General features: G+C 65.9%; 22 protein-coding genes and 1 tRNA gene. 16 read left to right on the plus strand and 7 right to left on the minus strand.

What is annotated here, in order from left to right; genetic code table 11:
* The first annotated feature begins 252 nt into the window (after positions 1 to 252).
* From RCO28_RS29890 to RCO28_RS29900, 3 genes are read left to right on the plus strand one after another with little or no spacing between them, the layout of a single operon-like run.
* Positions 253 to 1,296 carry a hypothetical protein gene (locus RCO28_RS29890; RefSeq protein WP_308944419.1) on the plus strand — a complete coding sequence of 348 codons (1,044 nt, stop codon included), beginning with the start codon at positions 253 to 255 and terminating at the stop codon, positions 1,294 to 1,296.
* The gene (locus RCO28_RS29895; RefSeq protein ID WP_308944499.1) at positions 1,289 to 1,840 is read left to right on the plus strand and encodes an ABC-three component system middle component 2; all 552 of its coding nucleotides are present in this window, start codon (positions 1,289 to 1,291) and stop codon (positions 1,838 to 1,840) included. Before RCO28_RS29890 ends, RCO28_RS29895 begins: the two co-directional genes overlap by 8 nt.
* Before the next feature lie 18 nt (positions 1,841 to 1,858).
* The gene (locus RCO28_RS29900; protein WP_308944420.1) at positions 1,859 to 3,964 is read left to right on the plus strand and encodes a hypothetical protein; all 2,106 of its coding nucleotides are present in this window, start codon (positions 1,859 to 1,861) and stop codon (positions 3,962 to 3,964) included.
* Positions 3,965 to 4,330: 366 nt separating this feature from the next.
* On the opposite strand, the gene RCO28_RS29905 is transcribed toward RCO28_RS29900, so the two are convergent.
* Positions 4,331 to 4,807 (minus strand): hypothetical protein, encoded by a 477-nt coding sequence (locus RCO28_RS29905; protein WP_308944421.1) that lies wholly within the window; start codon positions 4,805 to 4,807, stop codon positions 4,331 to 4,333.
* Positions 4,808 to 4,816: 9 nt separating this feature from the next.
* Positions 4,817 to 5,287, minus strand: a complete 471-nt coding sequence (locus RCO28_RS29910) for an NUDIX domain-containing protein (RefSeq protein WP_308944422.1) — start codon at positions 5,285 to 5,287, stop codon at positions 4,817 to 4,819.
* A gap of 18 nt (positions 5,288 to 5,305) precedes the next feature.
* On the opposite strand from RCO28_RS29910, the gene RCO28_RS29915 reads away from it, so the two are divergent.
* The 11 genes from RCO28_RS29915 to xerC all read left to right on the plus strand — a co-directional run bounded on the left by RCO28_RS29915 (position 5,306) and on the right by xerC (position 12,601).
* Positions 5,306 to 6,085: a GntR family transcriptional regulator gene (locus tag RCO28_RS29915; RefSeq protein WP_308944423.1), complete on the plus strand. Its 780-nt coding sequence runs from the start codon at positions 5,306 to 5,308 to the stop codon at positions 6,083 to 6,085.
* A 139-nt stretch (positions 6,086 to 6,224) separates the two neighbouring features.
* Positions 6,225 to 6,581, plus strand: coding sequence for a hypothetical protein (locus RCO28_RS29920; protein WP_308944424.1), 357 nt, complete (start codon positions 6,225 to 6,227; stop codon positions 6,579 to 6,581).
* Between the two features lie 14 nt (positions 6,582 to 6,595).
* The gene (locus RCO28_RS29925; protein ID WP_374991279.1) at positions 6,596 to 7,951 is read left to right on the plus strand and encodes an FtsK/SpoIIIE domain-containing protein; all 1,356 of its coding nucleotides are present in this window, start codon (positions 6,596 to 6,598) and stop codon (positions 7,949 to 7,951) included.
* An 81-nt stretch (positions 7,952 to 8,032) separates the two neighbouring features.
* Positions 8,033 to 8,221 carry a hypothetical protein gene (locus tag RCO28_RS29930; RefSeq protein ID WP_308944426.1) on the plus strand — a complete coding sequence of 63 codons (189 nt, stop codon included), beginning with the start codon at positions 8,033 to 8,035 and terminating at the stop codon, positions 8,219 to 8,221.
* Positions 8,218 to 8,868, plus strand: coding sequence for a DUF2637 domain-containing protein (locus tag RCO28_RS29935; RefSeq protein WP_308944500.1), 651 nt, complete (start codon positions 8,218 to 8,220; stop codon positions 8,866 to 8,868). The genes RCO28_RS29930 and RCO28_RS29935 overlap by 4 nt, the downstream gene beginning before the upstream one ends.
* 20 nt (positions 8,869 to 8,888) lie before the next feature.
* Positions 8,889 to 9,080: a mobile element transfer protein gene (locus RCO28_RS29940; RefSeq protein WP_308944427.1), complete on the plus strand. Its 192-nt coding sequence runs from the start codon at positions 8,889 to 8,891 to the stop codon at positions 9,078 to 9,080.
* 9 nt (positions 9,081 to 9,089) lie between these two features.
* Positions 9,090 to 9,248 carry a hypothetical protein gene (locus RCO28_RS29945; RefSeq protein WP_308944428.1) on the plus strand — a complete coding sequence of 53 codons (159 nt, stop codon included), beginning with the start codon at positions 9,090 to 9,092 and terminating at the stop codon, positions 9,246 to 9,248.
* A 26-nt stretch (positions 9,249 to 9,274) separates the two neighbouring features.
* Positions 9,275 to 9,589 (plus strand): SpdD-like protein, encoded by a 315-nt coding sequence (locus tag RCO28_RS29950; RefSeq protein ID WP_308944429.1) that lies wholly within the window; start codon positions 9,275 to 9,277, stop codon positions 9,587 to 9,589.
* 266 nt (positions 9,590 to 9,855) lie between these two features.
* Positions 9,856 to 11,238: a replication initiator protein RepSA gene (gene repSA / locus RCO28_RS29955; RefSeq protein WP_308944430.1), complete on the plus strand. Its 1,383-nt coding sequence runs from the start codon at positions 9,856 to 9,858 to the stop codon at positions 11,236 to 11,238.
* Positions 11,235 to 11,435, plus strand: coding sequence for a helix-turn-helix domain-containing protein (locus RCO28_RS29960; protein ID WP_308944431.1), 201 nt, complete (start codon positions 11,235 to 11,237; stop codon positions 11,433 to 11,435). Before repSA ends, RCO28_RS29960 begins: the two co-directional genes overlap by 4 nt.
* Entirely contained in the window at positions 11,435 to 12,601 is a 1,167-nt protein-coding gene (gene xerC, locus RCO28_RS29965) for a site-specific integrase (RefSeq protein WP_308944432.1), read from the plus strand. The genes RCO28_RS29960 and xerC overlap by 1 nt, the downstream gene beginning before the upstream one ends.
* Positions 12,602 to 12,680: 79 nt before the next feature.
* On the opposite strand, the gene RCO28_RS29970 is transcribed toward xerC, so the two are convergent.
* Positions 12,681 to 12,754 (minus strand) — tRNA-Pro (locus tag RCO28_RS29970).
* A 337-nt stretch (positions 12,755 to 13,091) separates the two neighbouring features.
* Entirely contained in the window at positions 13,092 to 14,030 is a 939-nt protein-coding gene (locus tag RCO28_RS29975; RefSeq protein WP_308944433.1) for a metallophosphoesterase, read from the minus strand.
* A gap of 87 nt (positions 14,031 to 14,117) precedes the next feature.
* Here RCO28_RS29975 and RCO28_RS29980 point away from each other — a divergent pair, with 87 nt between their 5' ends.
* Positions 14,118 to 14,582 (plus strand): GatB/YqeY domain-containing protein, encoded by a 465-nt coding sequence (locus tag RCO28_RS29980; protein WP_308944434.1) that lies wholly within the window; start codon positions 14,118 to 14,120, stop codon positions 14,580 to 14,582.
* A 117-nt stretch (positions 14,583 to 14,699) separates the two neighbouring features.
* On the opposite strand, the gene RCO28_RS29985 is transcribed toward RCO28_RS29980, so the two are convergent.
* Positions 14,700 to 16,937, minus strand: a complete 2,238-nt coding sequence (locus RCO28_RS29985) for a transglycosylase domain-containing protein (protein ID WP_308944435.1) — start codon at positions 16,935 to 16,937, stop codon at positions 14,700 to 14,702.
* Between the two features lie 616 nt (positions 16,938 to 17,553).
* On the opposite strand from RCO28_RS29985, the gene RCO28_RS29990 reads away from it, so the two are divergent.
* Positions 17,554 to 17,916 carry a WhiB family transcriptional regulator gene (locus RCO28_RS29990; protein WP_308944501.1) on the plus strand — a complete coding sequence of 121 codons (363 nt, stop codon included), beginning with the start codon at positions 17,554 to 17,556 and terminating at the stop codon, positions 17,914 to 17,916.
* Positions 17,917 to 17,945: 29 nt separating this feature from the next.
* On the opposite strand, the gene RCO28_RS29995 is transcribed toward RCO28_RS29990, so the two are convergent.
* Both RCO28_RS29995 and RCO28_RS30000 read right to left on the minus strand, forming a co-directional pair.
* Positions 17,946 to 19,247: an ArsA family ATPase gene (locus RCO28_RS29995; RefSeq protein ID WP_308944436.1), complete on the minus strand. Its 1,302-nt coding sequence runs from the start codon at positions 19,245 to 19,247 to the stop codon at positions 17,946 to 17,948.
* Complete coding sequence (locus tag RCO28_RS30000) at positions 19,244 to 20,212, minus strand: ArsA-related P-loop ATPase (protein ID WP_308944437.1); 969 nt, start codon at positions 20,210 to 20,212, stop codon at positions 19,244 to 19,246. Before RCO28_RS30000 ends, RCO28_RS29995 begins: the two co-directional genes overlap by 4 nt.
* Positions 20,213 to 20,215 lie beyond the last annotated feature (3 nt).

Consider the following 20,215-nt stretch of genomic DNA (forward strand, 5'->3'; position numbering starts at 1 on the left):
CGCCCTGTGAGTGGCGCACCGTCACCGTGCGAGCACGGCCCTGGTACCACTGGGCGCAATCGCCTGAGTGCACCGTGCCCGAACACCGCAGCGTGGAGTGCCAGGGAGAGGTCGACAGAGAGTCGCAGTCCACTGCACAAAGTAGCTGGCCCGTGCCATCATTACTCGAATCGCGATCAAGTGTCGGACGGCGGAGTGCACTCGGGGTGGGCTGCTGTGCACGAATGCGACGAAAATCGGGTGGGCGGGTACATGACGCAAGTGCCGCTAGTTGGAATGGGGACCATTAATTTTGAGTTTTTCAAGATTAAGACAGGCTCCGTCGATGGGGCGCGAGCGCACTTCGAAGAGATGGTGCAAGATCTCGTCGGAATTCTGCACCCTGATCTCTCCACCCTCGACGCCAACCCTGGCGACTGGGGGATCGATGCCTACGTTGGATCCCTCATCGATGGGCACGTAAACGTCTGGCAATCAAAATATTTTATCGACGAATTCGATAAATCTCAGCAAAAGCAAGTGCGGGAATCTTACGATCAAGCCTTGGCCTGTGCGAAGCGGGAAGGATACACGCTGTCAACTTGGACGTTGTGTATCCCCAGAAACCTAGACGGCCCTAATGAGAAGTGGTGGACCGATTGGAAGAAGAGGAAGGAGAAGAGTGATGGCGTAAGGATCGTGCTTTGGAACCAAGTTCAACTTCGCCGTCTGCTCCTCTCCGAAGATGCCAAGAACGTTAAAGAATACTACTTCAATCCATCAGCTTCGCTTCCGAGCCCCACTTATCGTCCGACGGTAGCCCTGACGGATTTCGATCAGTATGAAGGTGCGCTCTTCGTCCATCAACTACGTCACGCCGGCATGTTCGAGTGTGATGATGCAAAAGAAGAATTCTTCAATGCCGAGATTTTGAGTCATGAGGTGACGGACAAGGCTGTACCCGAAGAGATGGAAGCGCTATCTCGGTCAAAGTCTGAGCTCGGGTCCATCTGGGCGCAGAGATTCAATGTCTCGTGTCAATCGAATCTGCATGGACCGCTAGTTGGTCTCTATGTCGACGTAATGGATGCCGTTCGGAATCACCATCCCAATCTTCCTACGGTGATCCAATCTGGGTTGGTGCATGCGTTCGGAATTGTGCACCAGCGCGTAAATGATGGGAGAGCTGGTTGGTCACGCGACTTTCGAGATGTAGCTGCCGATCATATGCGGTCCGCTAGCTCCGGTAAAGTGGCGACGGGCAACACTCCTGACGCCGAATTCGCCAGCGAAGGTGCCGGTGAGCGCGATGACTAGTCAGGCAAATGTCCCCGATAAGCGAGCTCACGAGAGCTATTTCCGCCCTGAAGATCAAGAAGAGTTCAGGTTGGCCCAACTGCTACTTCTTCTGGAAACAGCAAACTTCACGAAACTTGTCCCCAGTATTGAGCGGCTAGGCGTTCTAGATTTCTTCGCGGCAAATCCCTTCTTGCTGGTGCAGCCAGAAGAGGACGAGTACCGCGATCTCGTGCTAGCCGGATTCTCGGTTAAGCCACTTACTTATGCTTCACCAGGGCATAGATTCGTTACTCGTCGCGCCAGGCTCCAGAGTGACTTGGCGCTGCTTGTCGCGTACGGCTTTGTTGAGCCGGCGACTGGCGATGGGTATCGCGTTTTTCGGATTACCGAATCAGGTAGTGATGCGGCAGGTCAGCTTTCAAGTATCTATGCTCTGGCATACAGGGAGAGCGTAGAGGTAATTGCGAAGCGTTTAAGGAAAGTGGCGGATAGTAAGTTGCCCGAGTTCTGCCGAAAATGGCTTAACGCGGATCCTGCAATGCTGGATCTACTCAACATCTGAGACAAGGAGATCGCGAGTATGACTATCCCAAAGGGTCCAGGGTTGAGGCTTCTGGGGCTGCGCCTTATCGGCTACAGGAAGAACTATGAAATCAGGTTCACCGACGGGGGATCATGGAGTCCGCTGAGCCTCATCGCGGGTGAGATCAGCACTGGAAAGACTACAATCCTAGAGTTTGTCGACTACTGCTTGGGTGGATCTTCTTTCCCCCAGCATCCCGAAGTCGTGGACGCCGTGAAGGCGGTGCAGCTCTCTATTGAGGCGAGCGTCCCGGTCGAGTTGGAAGAAGAAGACTCGGAAATCGGCCCTGATGCCGCAAGGCTTGGGTACGCTCGGCAGCGCTTCCTGATTCAGCGAAGCGTTGAGGGATCAATCAAAGATGTTCTCATTTTTTTCGGTGATTTGGATGAGGTGGAGCAAGTTGCTCCCAATGTCGTCTCCTCCGACTCTTCCGCGAGTGAGAGCATTTCGAAATTTCTCCTTACCCTTTGCGGGTTGGATGGAATTAAGCTCCGTGTTGCTCCGACAAGGCCAGACTCTGTCACCCACCAGCTCAGCTTCCGCGATACGGCTCCGTTGTGGTACCTGACTAACACGCGTCTTGATAACAAGAACTTGGTTTTTGAGCATGCGCCGCACAAAGCGAATAAGCTGCGGCAAGTGGTTGACATACTCTTCGACGTATTCGACGAGGGTCGCGCTGTCCTGGCGGGACAGGTTGCGGAATTGCAAGAGCAGCTACGCGGGGAACGCAAGGGTATTGATGCCCTGAGGCGCTTCATTCGCGAGCAGGGAATTCTAGGTCCCGTGGAACTGGATTCGCTGATGGAGCAGGCGACTGCCCGGCGAACTCAAGCTGTATTGAGACTGTCTGAAGTCGATGATGCGGCGCAGGAGCAGACGCTGTTCGCAGCTGAAGCTCGACGCGCATACCAGGATATGGAAGAGCGAGCCAGGGACGTCGCAGGAAGAGCGCGCGAGCGTGAGACCCTCTTAAGGAGGCTTTCACCCCTGCGGGCTCAGTACGCTGATGACCTGAAGAAGCTCACACTGCTCAAGGAAGCCAAGAGGCTATTTGATCCCTTGGCTGTTACCGTTTGCCCTGCCTGTGCGTCTTCTCTAGGCGATGTCAGTATCGTCAACGGAAGGTGCACCCTGTGCCGCTCTGCCGTGCCACATCTGGCGCATGAGGCACTAAGTGCTGTTGGCGCAGAGGCGAGCCAAAATGGGCAGACGGAATTGGAGACCTCCACAAGCGAATTTGATGTATCCAAGGAGTTAAGCAGTACCAAGAGGCGCCTAAATGAACTCAACGATTACATTGAGGCGGTCTCCGCTGAAGCCAAGGATGCTCGATCTGAAAGCAGTAATTTGGATGCCGAGTCCATCGTACTTCGCGGGCGATTTGACAGTCTGACCAGGGAAGCTGTAACGCCTCTCCTGGCGGAGCGTGACGCCGCCGTGCGGGCCGTGGCCGACGCCGACCTGTCTATCGATCAGGTAGCGAATCAGCGGCGCATGCTGGAATCGGTTGAGAAGCATGAGCGTGAAGTTGAGTCTCTTGCAGCACGCCTAACCGAAGCGCGCAGGCGTGCTGCAGATGCTGAAGCGGCGAGGCGCGAGCGGTCTGAGATGCTGGGTAAGTTGTCGGAGCGTTTCTACGACATTCTCCAGAGTTTCGGATATCCGAAGCTGACCGAAGCGGAAATTAACGGTCAGCTCATTCCTTACGTTCGTGGAATCCGGTACGACCGCGTTGGTTCATCGGGGGCAACTACTCTGATCTCGCTCGCGTGGGAGCTTGCAATTTTTGAGCTCGCTTACGAGGAGGGGCGGAGGCATCCTGGGTTCCTCATGATCGACAGTCCGCAGAAGAACCTCGCCCCCGAGGGAATTCTTTGGACGGCTGAAAGCGAGGAGAACGCGGAGGAGGTGGCTGAGGCGATCGTGCGGAGAATTTACCGACACCTGACCGAGTGGCTCGCAACTTCGGGCGCGGGGGCTCAGATCATTATCGTTGATAACGTCCCGCCCCCTTCGGTAGTGAAGTCGATCATTGTGAGGTATTCGGGCTCCGCTGCTGAACCTCCGTATGGGTTGATCGACGATGCATCTACCCCCTAAGGCAATCTCCCCGGGCCTACTGCGCCGGCGCCATTAGGTCGGTGGAGCGGCTTTGGGCTGGAGCTGCTTTGGGGCGAGTGATCTTGGCCCCGTAAGCTTCCGGCGAGTCGGGCAGTCAGTGGACCTGCCCGTTAAAGCACGACGTTGGGGCCAAGATCTTCGAGGCTCGCCCCAAAGTGGCTGCCTAAAGCCGTGGAGCCGACCGCCCCAGCCATATCGGGGTTTCTCTGACCTTCGCCCGCAGCACGCGAGCGCGCCGACGGGCGCGGCCAGCCGGGGCGGAGACAGGAGGCAGGCCGCGCCGCACAGGCGGCGCGCGCCCGCGCCGTGCGCGGGCCTTGATGAAGTAGGGAAAGTTCTATCGCGCTACGGCCCAGTGGCTGCGAGGGCGTCCCGGTTGGCTACGAGGCAGCTGCTCAGGTCTTCCAGCGAGCATGCGATCTGAGCATTCGAGATCGGCTCAAAGTCTGTGATCTCCGGTGCTGTTGCGCGGTAGTTGGAAGGATCGAAGCCGTATCCCTCGACGAGACTCCAGCCGGCCTGGACGTCTGCGGTGCCACCGTCTGCCGATGAGACGCGCAGCCAGGCTGTGCACTGATCCGAGAAGTCGTACGGCAAGTACGCAATGCCTCCTGTTCCCCTCAGCTCGTCGACCTGCTCCATCCACTGGTCCAGCAGACGTGCCAGGCCTGAACCGAGGTGCTGCACGGCGGTGGGGGACTCGTCGATCGCGAGGTAGTACGAATCGCATGTGTGGCGGTGCGCGCCAATGTGCAGCCGAAGGTCCCTGTGGTCGCCCTCTGGGGATATCCGCTCAAATCTCAGAGCTACAGATGCCGTCATGTTCAAGCCCTAGCTCTGAGTGGTGGCCAGGCGACGGCCGTCGTGGCTCCGTACATGTGGCCCGGCGCCGTCGAGGGCATCCAAGAGCCGGATCGCGTAGACCTCGGACATGTACTCCGAGACCTGGTCCGGCGTGAGCCAGTCAACGGCGGTCGATTCGCTGGACGTTCGCTCTTCGCCGCCCGCGGGCTTGCAGCGGAAGACCAGGGCCACGATGCCTCGGGTCGTGTTCTTGTAGACCCCGGTGAGCTCGTCCACCTCGACGTGGATGCCCGTCTCCTCCAGGACCTCGCGCCGTACGCCGGCCTCGGGCGTCTCGTCGAGTTCGAGCACGCCGCCCGGGAGTTCCCAAGTGCCGTTGTCCGCGCGACGGATCGCCAGCAGTCGGCCGTCTTCGCGTACGACGACTCCGGCCACGGACACGGAGTGCAGCGGCGTTGACTGGGCTTCCTGGGCGCTGTTACTCATGTACAGGAGCATAGGAGGAGAAGAAGGACTATGGGAACAGCGGTAGGAGGTGAGAGGTCCGTACCTCGGTACGTCCAGATCGCCGAAGAGATCGTTCAGCAGATCCGCGGTGGTGTCCTCGCGCCGGGCGACATGGTGCCGAGCGAGTCCGAGCTGGTCGATCGGTACGGAGTTTCCGGCGGGACGATTCGTAAGGCCATGGTCGAGGTGCGGGCCAGTGGGCTTGTGGAGACTCGGCACGGCAAGGGGTCCATCGTGAAGGATCGGCCGCCCGTACGGCACCGTTCTTCTGATCGCTTCCGGCGTTCGCACCGGCAGGGTGGCAAAGCTGCCTACCTCGCCGAGTCCGCACAGTCTGGCGCCGAGGCCAAGGTCAGCGTGCTCTACATCGGGCCCATGGAGGCCCCGGAGGATGCTGCCGAACGGCTCGGCGTCTCCGCCGGCACCCAGGTTCTCGCTCGCCGACGGCTCTACTTCCGTAACGGCACCCCGGTCGAGACCGCGACCTCGTACCTCCCGTGGGACGTCGTGAAGGACATCCCCGAGCTGTTCGCCGAGAACCCCGGCGGTGGTGGCATCTACGCCAGACTCGAAGAGCATGGGCACGAGTTCGCCGAGTTCGTCGAGACGCTGCAAGCGCGGTCGGCGGCTAAGGCGGAAGCCTCCGAGTTGGCGCTGAGTCCCGGTGCGCCCGTAGTGCATCTGGTCCGTGAGGCCCGTACGACAGAGGGGCGCGTGGTCGAGGTGTGCGACACCCTGATGGCTGCTGACCAGTTCGTTTTCGAGTACCGGATTCCCGCCGCCGACTGACGCGCGCTCAACTCCCCACAGCCCGCCCTGACTTGTTCGTCGCGGCGGGTTGACTCATGTACAGGAGTGCTGCACTCTTCTTTATGTCACTCATGTATATGAGTGACGGAGTCCAGCATCTATATAGGAGTGATCCGCTGTGCGTCAGATTCCCGTCGACACCTCCACCGCCACCGTGATGGTCGCCAAGGCCCCCCAGCCCAAGGTCAAGGACCGCCGTACGGGCGAGATCGCCCAAGACGTCGAGACCGGCGCCCAGTTGATGACCGTGGACGTGATGTTCGCGGCCAACGACGAGGTGGAGATCCTGTCCGTCACCGTCCCGCAGCCCGGTATCTCCGGCGAGCTGGCCATGGGTACCCCGGTCGGGCTGACCGGCCTCATCGCCCGCCCGTGGGAGAACGAGTTCAACGGGCAGAAGCGGCACGGCATCGCCTTCCGGGCCGTCGCCGTCACCTCGCTGATGGCCGGTGCGGCCGAGGCCAAGGCGGCCTGATCATGGCCGAGTTGATGATCACGGTTCTCGTGGTGGTCGCTGCTGCCGCAGGTCTTCTGCGGTGGCGGCGTCCCGCCTGGTACTGGGTGTGCTTCGGTGCCGCGTTCGCCTCGGTTCGGGCCTTGGTCCGCTACACCTCGGTCATGGAAGCCTGCGGGCTCACTGTCCCTCCGCCGCGCTGGCGGCTCACCTTGGCTCGGGTGGCCAACAGGCCGGTGCCGGAGGCTCGTTCGCCGCGAATCCTGAGGTTGCGGCCCACGCGGACCGGCCTCGTCATACGGCTCAAGCTTCGTCCCGGTCAGGATGCCTTTGACTTCGCGGCGTCGACTGATCGCCTGCGGCACTCCTTCGGGATGTACGCCGTCAGCTCACGCGAAGTTCGGTCCAGCGTCGTTGAGTTGAGGATGACGGGGTACGACGTCCTCGATCGCGTACGGATGCCTGCTGAGGCTCCTGCCGACAGGGCTTCGCCGTTTCGTATCCCGGTCGCGCTCCGCGAGGACGGTGCCGTCCACTACCGCGACTACCGGTCCGTCCCCCATGGCCTCACCCTCGGTGCCACCGAGTCCGGCAAGTCCGTCTACCAGCGGACTCTTGTCTGCGGCCTCGCACCGCTCGACGTCGCCCTGGTCGGCATCGACTGCAAGCAGGGGGTTGAGCTCTTCCCGCTCGCCCGTCGCTTCTCGGCTCTCGCCAACGACCCGGACACCGCACTCGAACTCCTCGAAGCCCTCGTGTCGCACATGGAAGACGTCTACCTGCTCATACGCGCCGAACAGCGCATCAGCGTCGCGGTCCCGGACGCAGAGATCGCCGCCGACATCTGGGACCTGCCCGCCGGCCTTCGCCCGACTCCGGTCGTAGTCCTGGTCGACGAGGTAGCCGAGCTCGCGCTCTTCGCCACCAAGGACGAGGAGAAGCGCCGCGACCGCATCATCACCGCGCTCGTACGTCTCGCTCAGCTCGGTCGCGCCGCCGGCATCTACCTGGAGATCTGCGGTCAGCGCTTCGGTTCGGAGCTCGGCAAGGGCATCACGATGCTTCGGGCCCAGCTCACCGGCCGTACCGCCCACCGCGTCAACGACGAGTCCAGCGCCAACATGGCCTTCGGAGACATCGCTCCCGACGCCGTACTGGCTGCCATCCAGATCTCGCCCGACACTCCGGGCATCGCCGTTGCAGGCGACTCGACCGGCGGCTGGGCCCGTATCCGCGCCCCGCACACCTCGCTGCGCAATGCCGTGAACCTCTGCAACGAGCACGCACACCGCACGCCGGACCTGCCTGCCCTCGCGCCCTTCCGGCCGGTCGTCACCGTGCCGTCTTCGGCTTCCGCGCCGCTCACCAAGTCCGCGTCCGCCACGGCCTGACACATCCCCCGCACCACGGTCGGCGCGACTGCTTCGTGCCAAGTCCCTACCCCACCCATGCTCAAAACAGGAGGCCAACTCATGGATGCCGACGAGGACTTCGCTCGTACCGCATCGCTGCTCGGCGCGCTCGACCTGTACGAGCGCCGCTACGAGACCGACGCCGAGTTCATCGCGGTTCTCGCCCCTGCTCTCGCTCTGTCCCTGCCTCCGGGCTTCCTCCCGCCCATGCCGCCTCGCGGTGACGAGCCGGGGGAGGGGTGGTGGTGACGCCCCGGGCCTCGGTAAAGGCGGACGCCGTCCTTGTCCAGGCGGTCATTGCTGGGGCTCTGTCCTTCGCCCACCTGCACGACCTCGCCGCCGCTGCCGGTCAGGACGGTTGGAAGGCGTGGGCCTACCCGATCAGCGTCGACCTGCTTCTGGTCGCGGCCTGGCGGCGGCTCCGTAGCGTTGGGCCGTCCCGGCTGGCCTGGTGCTGGTTCCTGATCGCTCTGGTCGCCTCGCTCGGGGCGAACGTCGCCACCGCCGGATTCCTCGACCTTGAGCACCCGCCAGCCTGGCTCCGGTTCGGCGTCGCCGGGTGGCCCGCGCTCGCGTTCCTCGGCGGCACGCTTCTGGCTCACACACCGGGGAGGGTGGCGGACGAAGAGCCGGTCGCGGTTCAGCCGGCTCAGGTGGCCCCTACTGCTTCTGAGCCCGAGGATCCGCCGTCCGTCGGGATCGGCGCTCGCGCCCCCGGAGAGCCCGCGGTCACGGATGCGACCCCACCCGTCCCCGCCGCCCTCGTCGCCCACGCTCGCAAGGTCGCCGAAGCCCACCAGGCACGTACCGGTACGGCCATCGACCCCGACACCCTCCGCGCCCGCCTCGGCGTCCCGTCCCAGCTCGCCGATGCCATCGCAGCCCAACTCACCTGACACACAAGGGAGTACGCCCCATGCCCGCCCGCAACCACTTCCACTCGGTGATGCAGATAGGTCCGGTCCAGATCGGCACCCACCGCGACCGCCGCGGCCGTACCAAGCACGCCGCCGCCTGCACCGCCGACCGCTGCGGCTGGTCCGCCGACTACTCCAGCCAGTCTGCCGCTCAGCTCGCCGCCCGCACCCACCGCTGCAAGGTCCGCTGAGGAGAACCCATGGACGTCCCGCTCTGGCTCGCGCTGCTCGCCGTCGGCGTACTTGGCGTGAAGCTCATCCGCCCGCCCTGGTGGCTCGTCGCCGTACTGCTCCTCGGCGGCTACCTCCTCTCCGACAGCCTGCTCACCCCGGTCATCGACACGGCCATCAACAAGTGATCGCTCACAGCAGGGAGTTGACCCCGATGTTCCAACCGAAGATCCCCACCAACCTGCAGCCGACGGCCACGCCCAACGCCACCCCGGCCACCGTCATCGAGCCGACCACGATCGCTCGGCACTATCCGCTAGCCCCGGCAGCGGCACAGCCCAACCGCCCCACGGTCCAGCTCACGCCCGGTGCCCTGGTCACCCTCGTCGCCGGCGGTACGACCGCAGTCCTGGTCCTGGGCGCTGTCCTGGTCTCGCTGCTCCTCGCCGTCGCCATCACTGCCGCGTCGACCGCCATCACGGCCCTGGTCATCCGCTCGCTCATGAACGCCGACACGAAGCGTCGCTGACCGGCCCCCGGGCGGCCCTGAAACCGCCAAGTCTCTGCCGCCCGGGAGCCGTGCCCAACCGATCCAAGAACCGGAAGGAACCTCCAGCATGGCCCACCGCACCCGCCCGCCATCCCGGATCTGCGCATCTTGCTGTGGCTTCGCCTCCGCCGCCATTACCCTCGGCGGCCGCGACCGCCACGGACCCCTTCGTACGATCACGGCCCACTGCCCGTCCTGCGACGGCACCGGCATCGCCCGCCCCACCCGCGTACGGGAGGGCGCCCGTGTCTAACGCCGCTCTTCTCGACCCAACCACCCTCGGGGACTTGCTGAGGGTGGCCTCGGCCGACGACTTCGACCGCTGGCAGGACCAGATCCGCCGCACCGGCGGCTGCGCCGACCCCATCCACCTCACCGGCTGGACCCTCACCAAAGACAAGACCACCGGCGAGACCCTGCACCACTACTCCACCGAGTCCGAGCCAGGCGGCCGTCTCCGCGTCGCCTGCGGCAATCGACGTGCCTCCCGCTGCCCGTCCTGCGCCTGGACGTACGCGGGCGACACCTACCACCTGATCCGCGCAGGCCTGGCAGGCGACGACCGCCGCGAAATTCCGACCACGGTCCGGGACCACCCGCGGGTCTTCGCCACGCTCACGGCCCCGTCCTTCGGCCCGGTCCACAACCGACCCGACCGAGGCACCTGCCGCTGCGGCACTCGCCACGCTAAGGACAACGAAGCGCTGGGCACGGCCCTGGACCCGACGACGTACGACTACGCCGCAGCCGTCCTCTTCAACAACCACGCCGGCGACCTGTGGATGCGCTTTACGACCCGGCTCCGTCGAGAGATCGCCGCCCGCGCCGGACTCACCCAACGCGAACTGAAGGACACAGCTCGCCTCTCCTACGGCAAGGTCGCCGAGTTCCAGAAGCGCGGAGCCCTGCACTTCCACGCGGTGATCCGTATCGACGGCCCGGACGGCCCTGAGACCCCGTCCCCGTCCTGGGCAACGGTCGCCCTGCTCACAGACGCAATCCACGCCGCCGCAACGCACAGCTACACATCCGTCTCTGTCCCGGCTGCCGAGAACGAACCGGCCCGAACCTTCTGCTGGGGGCGGCAGCTCGACGTCCGCCCAGTCAAAGCCTTCGGCGACGGCTCCGACATCACAGAACAGGCCGTCGCCTCGTACGTCGCGAAGTACTCGACCAAGGCGGCCGAGAACACCGGCACCCTCGACCGCCGCATCGGCGAACTCGCTGAACTCGACCGCTACGACGTCCCGGAGCACACCCGCCGCCTCATCGAGGCGTGCAAGGCGCTTGACCCGCTCTACCCGGACCGCCGCCTCTGGACCTGGGCTCACATGCTCGGATTCCGGGGCCACTTCTCCACCAAGTCCCGCCGCTACTCAACGACTCTCGGCGAACTCCGCCAAGCCCGAGCCGACTTCCGCGCCGCCCAAGAACGCGAAGCCCTCGGCCTCAACGACCGCGAACCGTCGACCGTCCTAGGCCTGTCGGACTGGCAGTACGCCGGCCACGGCCACACCCCCGGCGAATCCGCACTCGCCGCAACCATCGCCCGCGGCCTCCAACTCAACCGCGACACCGCCCGCGAAGCCCTGCACGACCAACTCGCCCTGGAAGGAACCGCAGCATGACCACCACCACTGTCACCGCCACCGCAGAGCTGCTGACCGTTCCGGAGGTCATGACACGGCTCAAGCTCGGTCGCTCCAAGGTCTACGACCTGATCCGAACCCATCGACTGCCCTCGATCACCATCGGCCGAGCTCGCCGGATCCCCGCCGAGGCTGTGCAGGACTTCATCCGTGAGCAGCTGGTGGAGGCTGCCTGATGGCAACACGTCGCAGCCGTGGTGACGGCGGCCTCCACTGGGACGAGAAGCGGCAGCGCTGGATCGCCACTGCGAACCTGGGTTTCGATCCGAGCGGCAAGCGGATCGTCAAACGGGGAAGTGGCAGGACCAAGACCGAGGCCAAGAACAAGCTCAAAGAGGTTCTGCGCGACCACGAAGACGGGCTCGCCATCGCGCCCACCAACTTCACGGTCGCGGACGCGGTGAACGACTGGCTCGCGTACGGCCTGGCGGGGCGTGATGAGCGCACGGTCGAAACCGTCACCAGGCTGAGCCAGCTCCACGTCATCCCGAGCCTCGGCGCGCGAAAGCTTCGCGATCTCAGCGCCGAGGACGTCGACCGCTGGCTGGCGACGAAGGCTCGCTCGCTCAGTACTCGCACCCTGCAAGCGCTGCACTCCTGCCTCAACCGCTCGGTCAAGCGAGCCATGGCGCGTGACAAGGTCAAGCGCAACGTCGTCGAGCTGTGCGCCGTTCCTGCCGGCCGACCAGGCCGACCGTCCAAGGCGCTCACATTGGCCCAGGCGGAATCGGTACTGAAGGCGGCCGAGGGAACCTCGATGTATGTGTACATCGTCGTCGCCCTGCTGACCGGAGCCCGCACCGAGGAGCTGCGCGCACTGACCTGGGACCACGTGTTCCTCAAGGGCAGGCCGGACGCCAATCCGCCGCAGCCTCCGCACATCGCCGTGTGGCGGTCGGTCCGACGAGGCGGAGACACCAAGACACGGAAGTCCCGGCGCACGCTCGCCCTGCCCGCGCGGTGCGTAGAGGTCCTGTGGGCTCAGTACGAAGACCAGGGCTGGGATCGTCTCGCAGCTGGAGACGACTGGGAGGAGAACGGGCTCGTCTTCTCCTCGGCTGTCGGCAAGCCGCTGGACGCGACCAACGTCCGACGCGCCTTCCGGACGGCCCTCAAGGACGCCGAAGGGATCAACGCCGACGAGTGGACTCCTCGGGAGCTCCGGCACAGCTTCGTGTCACTGCTCTCCGACAGTGGCGTACCTCTTGAAGAGATCTCCCGACTCGTCGGCCACTCCGGAACGGCCGTGACCGAGGAGGTCTACCGGAAGCAGATCCGGCCCGTGATCCAGACCGGCGCCGTGGTCATGGACGGCATCTTCAAGCGGGCCCCGGAGCGGTAGTCACTCAGATAGACACGCAGACGAAAACAGGTGAGGCACCTACCAAAGTTGGTAGGTGCCTCACCTGCTGTTACGGCTGTCGGGGTGGCGGGATTTGAACCCACGACCTCTTCGTCCCGAACGAAGCGCGCTGCCAAGCTGCGCCACACCCCGATGTCGCTGCTGTGGGTGACCACGTCGCGGCGACATCGATTACTTTAGCGGACCGTCGCTCGTAGACGAAATCCGGTTTTGGCGGGGCCCCAGGCCGGGGCGGATGTGGCCCCGGCCGAGAGGGTCAGGGCCAGCCGTAGGAGCCCGGCGGGCAGACTGCACCAGGCAGGCAGGCCCACCCGCCTGGTGCAGGAACGGGCACGCACAGGCGCAGGCCGCCTCAGCCGGTGCCAGCCCCGCGGCGGCGCCCTCAACCGTGACAGTCCCGTCGCAGCGTCCTCAGCCGTACTGGTCCCGCCGAAGCGTCCTCAGCCATGCCAGTCCCGCCGCAGCGTCCTCACTCGTGCCAGTCCCGTCGCGGCGTGAGCGTAAGCAGCGTTGCCTCCGGGGGGCAGGCGAAGCGGACCGGGGTGTAGCGGTTCGTGCCGCAGCCCGCCGAGACGTGCAGGTACGAGTCGTGGCCGTCGGCCGTGTGCCGGGAGAGGCCCTTGACGCGGTCCGTGTCCAGGTCGCAGTTGGTGACGAGGGCGCCGTAGAAGGGGATGCAGAGCTGGCCGCCGTGGGTGTGCCCGGCGAGGATCAGCGGGTAGCCGTCGGCCGTGAAGGCGTCCAGGGAGCGGATGTACGGGGCGTGCACCACGCCGATGGAGAAGTCGGCGCTCGATTCCGGGCCGCCGGCCACGCGGGCGTACCGGTCCCGCTTGATGTGCGGGTCGTCCACGCCGGTGAGGCCGATCTCGTACCCGTCGATCTTGAGCGTGCCGCGGGTGTTGGTGAGGCCGACCCAGCCCGCCGCGTCGAAGGCGTCGCGGAGGTCCTCCCACGGGTTGTGGACGACGCCGACCGCGGGAGCGTTGCCGTTCAGGCCGTGCCTGCCCTGCAGCTTCTCGATCAAGTACCGGGCGGGGTTGCGGAGTTTGGGGCCGTAGTAGTCGTTGGAGCCGAAGACGTACGCGCCGGGGAACTCCATCAGCGGGCCGAGTGCGTCCAGGGCCTCGGGGACGCCCTCCGGGTCGGAGAGGTTGTCGCCGGTGTTGATGACGAAGTCGGGGCGCAGGCCCGCGAGGGACTGGAGCCAGCGCTGCTTCTTGCGCTGCCCGCTCACCATGTGGATGTCGGCGACCTGAAGCACCCGCAGCGGCCGCATCCCCTCGGGAAGCACCGGCACGGTGACCCGTCGGAGCCGGAAGGAGCGGGCCTCGAACCCGGCCGCGTACACCACACCTGCGGCTGTGGCCGCGGTGATTCCCAGAGGTACTCCGTATCGCGCGCGCATACGCCCATCGTTGCAGAAGCGCCGCGGAAGTCGTACCGCCGGGAAATCTGCGGGCGCCATCGGCAGCGCACCTGCGACACTTGGGCCATGACCACGCTCAAGTCCAAGCTGCAGGAAGACCTCACCGCGGCGATCAGGGAGCGCGACGAGCTGCGCTCCTCCACGCTCCGGCTGACCCTGTCCGCCATCACGAAGGAGGAGGTCTCGGGCAAGTCCGCCCGCGAGCTCTCCGACGACGAGGTGCAGAAGGTGATCACCCGCGAGGCGAAGAAGCGCCGCGAGGCGGCGGAGGCCTTCGCCAACGGCGGGCGTGCCGAGCAGGCCGAGCGTGAGCAGGCCGAGGGCGAGGTGCTCGCGGCGTACCTGCCGAAGCAGCTGAGTGACGGCGAGCTGCAGGAGATCGTCGCGCAGGCCGTGGAGGAGGCGAAGGCCGCCGGTGCCGAGGGGCCGCGCGCGATGGGCCAGGTCATGAAGATCGTGAACCCGAAGGTCGCGGGCCAGGCCGAGGGCGGCCGCGTCGCCGCGGTGGTCAAGCAACTCCTCGCGGGCTGACCCGCCCCGGCGGTACGGCGGTACGTACGAACCCTGCACGGGACGTACGAACCCGCACGGAAAAAGAGGGTGCCCCCTGGTTCAGGGGGCACCCTCTTTCACATCAGCCGACCGGGCTCACCGCGGCTGCGGCCACCGACCGCCGCCGTTGCCGCCTCCGCCGCCGTTCCCGCCTCCGCCGAGAACGTCCGGCGGGAGCGTGAAGTCCGGCCACGGGTTGCCTCCGCCGGGCTTGTTCGGCTTGCCCGGCTTCTGGTCGTCGTCCTCGTGCTCGTCCTTGTCCTTGTCGCCCTTGGGCTTGTCCTTGGGGATGTCGACGAGGTTGAAGTCCGGCGCGGGCTTGCCTTCGAGGGCGCCCGACATCGCCGCCTTCCAGATGGGGCCGGGGACTTCACCGCCGTAGACCTTGTCGTAGTACCTGCCGCCGATGCTGATGTCGGTCATCTGCCGCTTGTGCTGCGGGTCGCCGACCCAGACCGCGCCGGCCATGTTCGGCGTGTAGCCCACGAACCAGGCCGCGTAACGGAAGTCGGTGGTTCCGGTCTTGCCCGCGCTGGGGCGGCTGCCGAGTCCGGCCTGCTTGCCGGTGCCGTCCTCGACCACGCCCTTGAGGAGGGTGTTGACGGTGTCGGCGGTCTTCGGCGACATGGCCCGGTTGCACTTGGTCTTCGGCACCGGCATGGACTTGCCGTCGGCGTCGGTGACCGCCTCGATCGCGACGGGCGTGCAGTACGTGCCCCGGCTGGCGAACGTCGCGTACGCGGACGCCATCGTCAGCGGCGACATCTCCTGCGTGCCGAGCGCGATCGACGGCGCCTGCGCCATCTGCTGCCCGTCGGCCCGGTTGACGCCCATCTTCTCGGCCATCGAGGTCACCGGGCAGATCCCGATGTCGCTGATCAGCTCCACGTAGTAGGTGTTGACCGACTTGGCGGTCGCCTCCCGCATCCCGTAGGGGCCGACCTCTTCCTCGTTCTCGTTGGTGAGCTTCTCGTTCTGCGTGTTCGTCCACTGCCCGGAGCAGGTGTTCACCGGGCTCGGGTACGGCATCTCGTACGGCGAACCGTACTTCTGCGTCGGCGACTTGCCCTGCTCGATGGCGGCCGCGGCGACGATCGGCTTGAACGTCGACCCGGGCTGGTAGCCGGCGCCGCCGCCCATGCGTTTGTCCACGGAGAGGTTGATGGCCAGTTCGTTCGGTCCGTAGCCGTACGGCCGGGACTGGCCCATGCCGAGGACCTTGCCGGTGCCGGGCTCGACGATGGAGACCGCGGTGGCCACCTGGTCGTTCTGGTGGACGTTGTCCTTTATGGCCGTCTGGACGGACTCCTGGGCCTGCGGGTCGAGCGTCGTCCTGATCTTCAGGCCGCCCTTGTCCCAGATCTTCGCCCGGTCCTTGCGGGTGTCGCCGAAGGCCGGGTCGTTCAGGAAGGCGTTGTGGACGTAGTCGCAGAAGAAGCCGGCGCCGCGCGCGGCCGTGATGCAGCCCTCCCGTGGGCGGCTGACCTGGAGGCCGAGCGGCTTCTTCTTGGCGGCGTCGGCCTCTTCCTGGGTGATGTCGCGAGTGGCGGCCATGCGCTGCAGGACGACATTGCGCCGCTTCTTGGCCTCCTCCGAGTCGTTGACCGGGTCGTACCGGCTCGGGGACTGGACGATGCCGGCGAGCAGCGCGGCCTCCTCCAGCTCCAACTCCTTGGCGGACTTGGAGAAGTAGCGCTGGGACGCGGCCTCGACGCCGTACGCCTGCTGCCCGAAGAACGTGATGTTGAGGTAGTTCTCCAGGATCTGCTTCTTGCCCAGCTCCTGCTCGACCTGGATCGCGAACTTCAACTCACGGATCTTGCGGCCGAGGGTCTGCTGGGTGGCTTCGGCGACCTTCGTCGGATCGTTGCCCGCCTCCTCGACGAAGACGTTCTTCACGTACTGCTGCGTGAGCGTAGACGCGCCCTGCGAGACGGTGCCCGACTGCGCGTTCTCGTTGAGGGCGCGCAGGATGCCCTTCATGTCGACCGCGCCGTGCTCGTAGAACCGGGAGTCCTCGATCGCGACGATCGCCTTCTGCATGTACGGCGAGATGTCCTTGAGGTCCACCAGGGTGCGGTCGCGCGAGAAGACCGTGGCGATCGTGCCGCCCTCGCTGTCCAGGATCGTCGTGCGCTGACTGAGCGGCGGACGCTTCAAGTTGGCCGGGATCTCGTCGAACTCCTCGACCGACCCCTTGGCCGCCAGGCCGAGCGCACCTGCCGCGGGCAGGGCGATACCGGCGAGCACAGCCCCCGCGAGGGCGCTGACACCGAGGAACTTGGCCGCCTGCTGAGTCGGGGACAGGCCTCCGCCCGAGCGCTTGTTTCCCATGAGGGGCAGCCTAATCCGTGGTCAAGGGTGTTCCGACGGAGCGGGTGCTCCTCGGGATGTTCGGACCGCAGCGCATGACACTTACGGCTTCTACGGCTTCACGCACCGGTTCTACGGCTTACGTCTACGGCTTCAGGCACCGGTGATACACAACAAGGCGCCCGCGCGAAAGCCCTAGTGAGAGGCCTACGTTCCGAATCGCCGGACAGGCGTAACGCCTTGGCCTAAGCTGGCTCTCACTGTCACAGCAGTGCGGTGCCGCATCAAGTGCTCATGCACGACCACATGCAGAGCTTGAGCGGAACCCGACCTGGCTGTTCGGCCCCTTCGCCGTCCCCGAATCCGGCGGAGCGGTGCCCGAATCCGCCGCATGTGTCACCTGGCGTCCGCTATGACTCAACTGAACTGTCCCGGTTTGCCGGGGATAGTCGCGCATGTCTTCGGCTCACTCCGTCGGGTGATCTGCCGCTTACGCATAGTCCGTTCGGGCCATTCAAGATTGGGCCCGAAGGGGGTGTTGCGCTGTGCCCGCCTTCCGTAACGTCCTCAACTGGCGGCGGTGAATATGCCGCTGCCGCCGTGGGGGAGCCTCGATTCGGGAGAGGACGGCGCCGGTATGGGCTGGGTAACCGACTGGAGTGCGCAGGCGGCCTGCCGCACTACCGATCCGGATGAACTGTTCGTTCAAGGAGCAGCGCAGAACCGGGCCAAGGCGGTGTGCACCGGATGCCCGGTGCGCACGGAGTGCCTGGCCGATGCGCTGGACAATCGCGTCGAATTCGGCGTGTGGGGTGGAATGACGGAGCGGGAACGCCGCGCACTGTTGCGCAGGCGTCCCACGGTGACCTCCTGGCGCCGGCTCCTCGAGACCGCGCGTACGGAATACGAGCGCAGCGCGGGAATCCTCCCCGTGGACGTCGAAGAGCTCGACGAGGTCCACGAGCAGGAGCACTACGAGACGTACGCCGCCGTGGGATAGCCGAGCCGGGGGAAAGCCTGGGCCCTGGCTCAGGCGGCCCCGGCCGGGCGGTCGCAGGATGCCAGGCGATCGCCGATGTCACGCAGGCCGGCGAGGTCATGGACGTCACCGGGCAGAGCGGCCACTTCGGTCACCGGGACTTCCGGGTGCAGCGCGGTGAAGCGATCGCGCGTGCGCTGCTCACGAGCGAGCAGCTGCATGCGTTCCGCGTGCAACCGCAAGAGCCCGGCGGCGAGTTGCTCGGCTTCGGACGGCTGCTCAGGGCGCTGCTCCGAGCGCTGCTCGGGCGGCTGCGTGGAGGTGGAGGAGTCCGTGGCAGGGGATGAAGTAGCCGTGGATTCAGGAGAGTTACGCAGTTCTTCTTTCCCGCCCTCCTGATCCACAATGCGAGGCTCGTCAAGATTTTCCGCAGCGGCGAGCGCCCGCTCGGCCGACAGCCGAGCGGCGCCGCTGCCGTGCACACGGTTCAGCACGAGCCCCGCCAGCGGCATCTCCTCCGCGGCGAGCCGCTCCACGAAGTACGCGGCCTCCCGCAGCGCGTCCCGCTCCGGCGCCGCCACCACGAGAAACGCCGTGCCCGGAGCCTGCAGCAGGCGGTACGTGGCGTCCGCGCGCGTGCGGAACCCGCCGAACATCGTGTCCATCGCCGCCACGAACGTCTGCACGTCCCGCAGGAACTGACCGCCGAGCAGCTTGCCGAGCGTGCCCGTCATCACGGACATGCCGACGTTCAGGAACTTCATCCCGGCCCGCCCGCCGACCTTCGCCGGAGCCATCAGGACGCGGATGAACTTGCCGTCGAGGAACGAGCCCAGGTTCTTCGGCGCGTCCAGGAAGTCCAGGGCCGAACGCGACGGCGGAGTGTCGACGACGATCAGGTCCCACTCGTCCCGGGCCCGCAGCTGGCCCAGCTTCTCCATCGCCATGTACTCCTGCGTGCCCGCGAAGCCCGCCGAAAGCGACTGGTAGAAGGGGTTGTTGAGGATGGCCTCGGCCCGCTCCGGGTCCGCGTGCGCCTCGACGATCTCGTCGAAGGTGCGCTTCATGTCCAGCATCATGGCGTGCAGCTCGCCGGCGCCGTCTCCGTCGAGGTCCTTCACCCGCCGCGGGGTGTTGTCGAGGGAGTCGATACCCATGGACTGGGCCAGCCTGCGCGCCGGGTCGATGGTGAGCACCACGACCTTCCGGCCGCGCTCCGCCGCCCGCAGGCCAAGGGCTGCCGCCGTCGTGGTCTTGCCGACGCCGCCCGCCCCGCAGCACACGATGATCCGGGTCGTGGGGTCGTCGATCAGCGGATCGACATCGAGCACCGGTACCGGATCCAACGTCATGCGACCCCCTGCTTGCGCAAGTCCGTGGCCAGGCGGTACAGCCCGGCCAGATCGATGCCCTCGGTGAGCAGCTCCAACTCGTGTACGGGCAGGTCCAGTTCGGTGAGCAGCCCGCGCTGCCCCCGTTCCAGGGCGACCCGCTCCTCGTACTCCGCGGCCTGCGCGAGCAGCGGATCGACCAGCTGCTCCGCGTGCCCGCCCTTGCGCGCCCCGCCGAGCCCGGCGCTCGACAGCGCCTTCGCCAGTTCCGTACGACGCACATCCGTCGGCACCGGAACCTCGACCACCGCGGGGCGCACCATGTTGACCAGGATCCGGCCCACCGGAAGCCCCGCGCCCCGCAGCTCGGCGATGCCGTCGACGGTCTCCTGGACCGGCATCTCCTCGAGCAGCGTCACTAGGTGCACCGCCGTCTCGGGGGACTTGAGGACCCGCATCACGGCCTGCGCCTGATTGTGTATCGGGCCGATCTTGGCGAGGCCCGCCACCTCGTCGTTGACGTTCAGGAAGCGCGTGATGCGGCCCGTCGGGGGCGCGTCCATCACCACGTAGTCGTAGACGTACCGCCCCTTCTTGTCCTTGCGGCGGACCGCCTCGCAGGCCTTGCCGGTCAGCAGGACGTCCCGTACGCCCGGGGCTATCGTCGTCGCGAAGTCGACCGCGCCGAGCTTCTTCAGGGCGCGGCCCGCGCTGCCCAGGCGGTAGAACATCTGGAGGTAGTCGAGCAGGGCCTGCTCGGCGTCGATGGCGAGCGCGAACACCTCGCCGCCGCCCGGCGCGACCGCCATCTTCCGCTCCTCGTACGGGAGCGCCTCCGCCTCGAAGAGCTGCGCGATGCCCTGCCTGCCCTCGACCTCCACGAGGAGTGTCCGCTTGCCCTCGGTAGCGAGCGCGAGCGCGAGAGCGGCGGCCACCGTGGTCTTACCGGTACCGCCCTTGCCACTGACGACCTGGAGCCTGCTCACGTG

Origin of the sequence: Streptomyces sp. LHD-70, assembly GCF_031157275.1 — a bacterium.
In the GTDB taxonomy this organism is placed as follows: Bacteria; Actinomycetota; Actinomycetes; order Streptomycetales; family Streptomycetaceae; genus Streptomyces.

Bases quoted from the DNA above. Each gene is read 5' to 3' on its own strand.
- RCO28_RS29900 (WP_308944420.1), top strand. From the start codon at position 1,859: ATGACTATCCCAAAGGGTCCAGGGTTGAGGCTTCTGGGGCTGCGCCTT.
- RCO28_RS29950 (WP_308944429.1), top strand. From the start codon at position 9,275: ATGTTCCAACCGAAGATCCCCACCAACCTGCAGCCGACGGCCACGCCC.
- RCO28_RS29960 (WP_308944431.1), top strand. From the start codon at position 11,235: ATGACCACCACCACTGTCACCGCCACCGCAGAGCTGCTGACCGTTCCG.
- RCO28_RS29985 (WP_308944435.1), bottom strand. From the start codon at position 16,937: ATGGGAAACAAGCGCTCGGGCGGAGGCCTGTCCCCGACTCAGCAGGCG.
- RCO28_RS29980 (WP_308944434.1), top strand. From the start codon at position 14,118: ATGACCACGCTCAAGTCCAAGCTGCAGGAAGACCTCACCGCGGCGATC.
- RCO28_RS29890 (WP_308944419.1), top strand. From the start codon at position 253: ATGACGCAAGTGCCGCTAGTTGGAATGGGGACCATTAATTTTGAGTTT.
- RCO28_RS29995 (WP_308944436.1), bottom strand. From the start codon at position 19,247: ATGACGTTGGATCCGGTACCGGTGCTCGATGTCGATCCGCTGATCGAC.
- RCO28_RS29910 (WP_308944422.1), bottom strand. From the start codon at position 5,287: ATGCTCCTGTACATGAGTAACAGCGCCCAGGAAGCCCAGTCAACGCCG.
- RCO28_RS29895 (WP_308944499.1), top strand. From the start codon at position 1,289: ATGACTAGTCAGGCAAATGTCCCCGATAAGCGAGCTCACGAGAGCTAT.
- RCO28_RS29905 (WP_308944421.1), bottom strand. From the start codon at position 4,807: ATGACGGCATCTGTAGCTCTGAGATTTGAGCGGATATCCCCAGAGGGC.
- RCO28_RS29990 (WP_308944501.1), top strand. From the start codon at position 17,554: ATGGGCTGGGTAACCGACTGGAGTGCGCAGGCGGCCTGCCGCACTACC.
- RCO28_RS29940 (WP_308944427.1), top strand. From the start codon at position 8,889: ATGCCCGCCCGCAACCACTTCCACTCGGTGATGCAGATAGGTCCGGTC.
- RCO28_RS29915 (WP_308944423.1), top strand. From the start codon at position 5,306: ATGGGAACAGCGGTAGGAGGTGAGAGGTCCGTACCTCGGTACGTCCAG.
- RCO28_RS29925 (WP_374991279.1), top strand. From the start codon at position 6,596: ATGATCACGGTTCTCGTGGTGGTCGCTGCTGCCGCAGGTCTTCTGCGG.
- xerC (WP_308944432.1), top strand. From the start codon at position 11,435: ATGGCAACACGTCGCAGCCGTGGTGACGGCGGCCTCCACTGGGACGAG.
- RCO28_RS29975 (WP_308944433.1), bottom strand. From the start codon at position 14,030: ATGCGCGCGCGATACGGAGTACCTCTGGGAATCACCGCGGCCACAGCC.
- RCO28_RS29930 (WP_308944426.1), top strand. From the start codon at position 8,033: ATGGATGCCGACGAGGACTTCGCTCGTACCGCATCGCTGCTCGGCGCG.
- RCO28_RS29945 (WP_308944428.1), top strand. From the start codon at position 9,090: ATGGACGTCCCGCTCTGGCTCGCGCTGCTCGCCGTCGGCGTACTTGGC.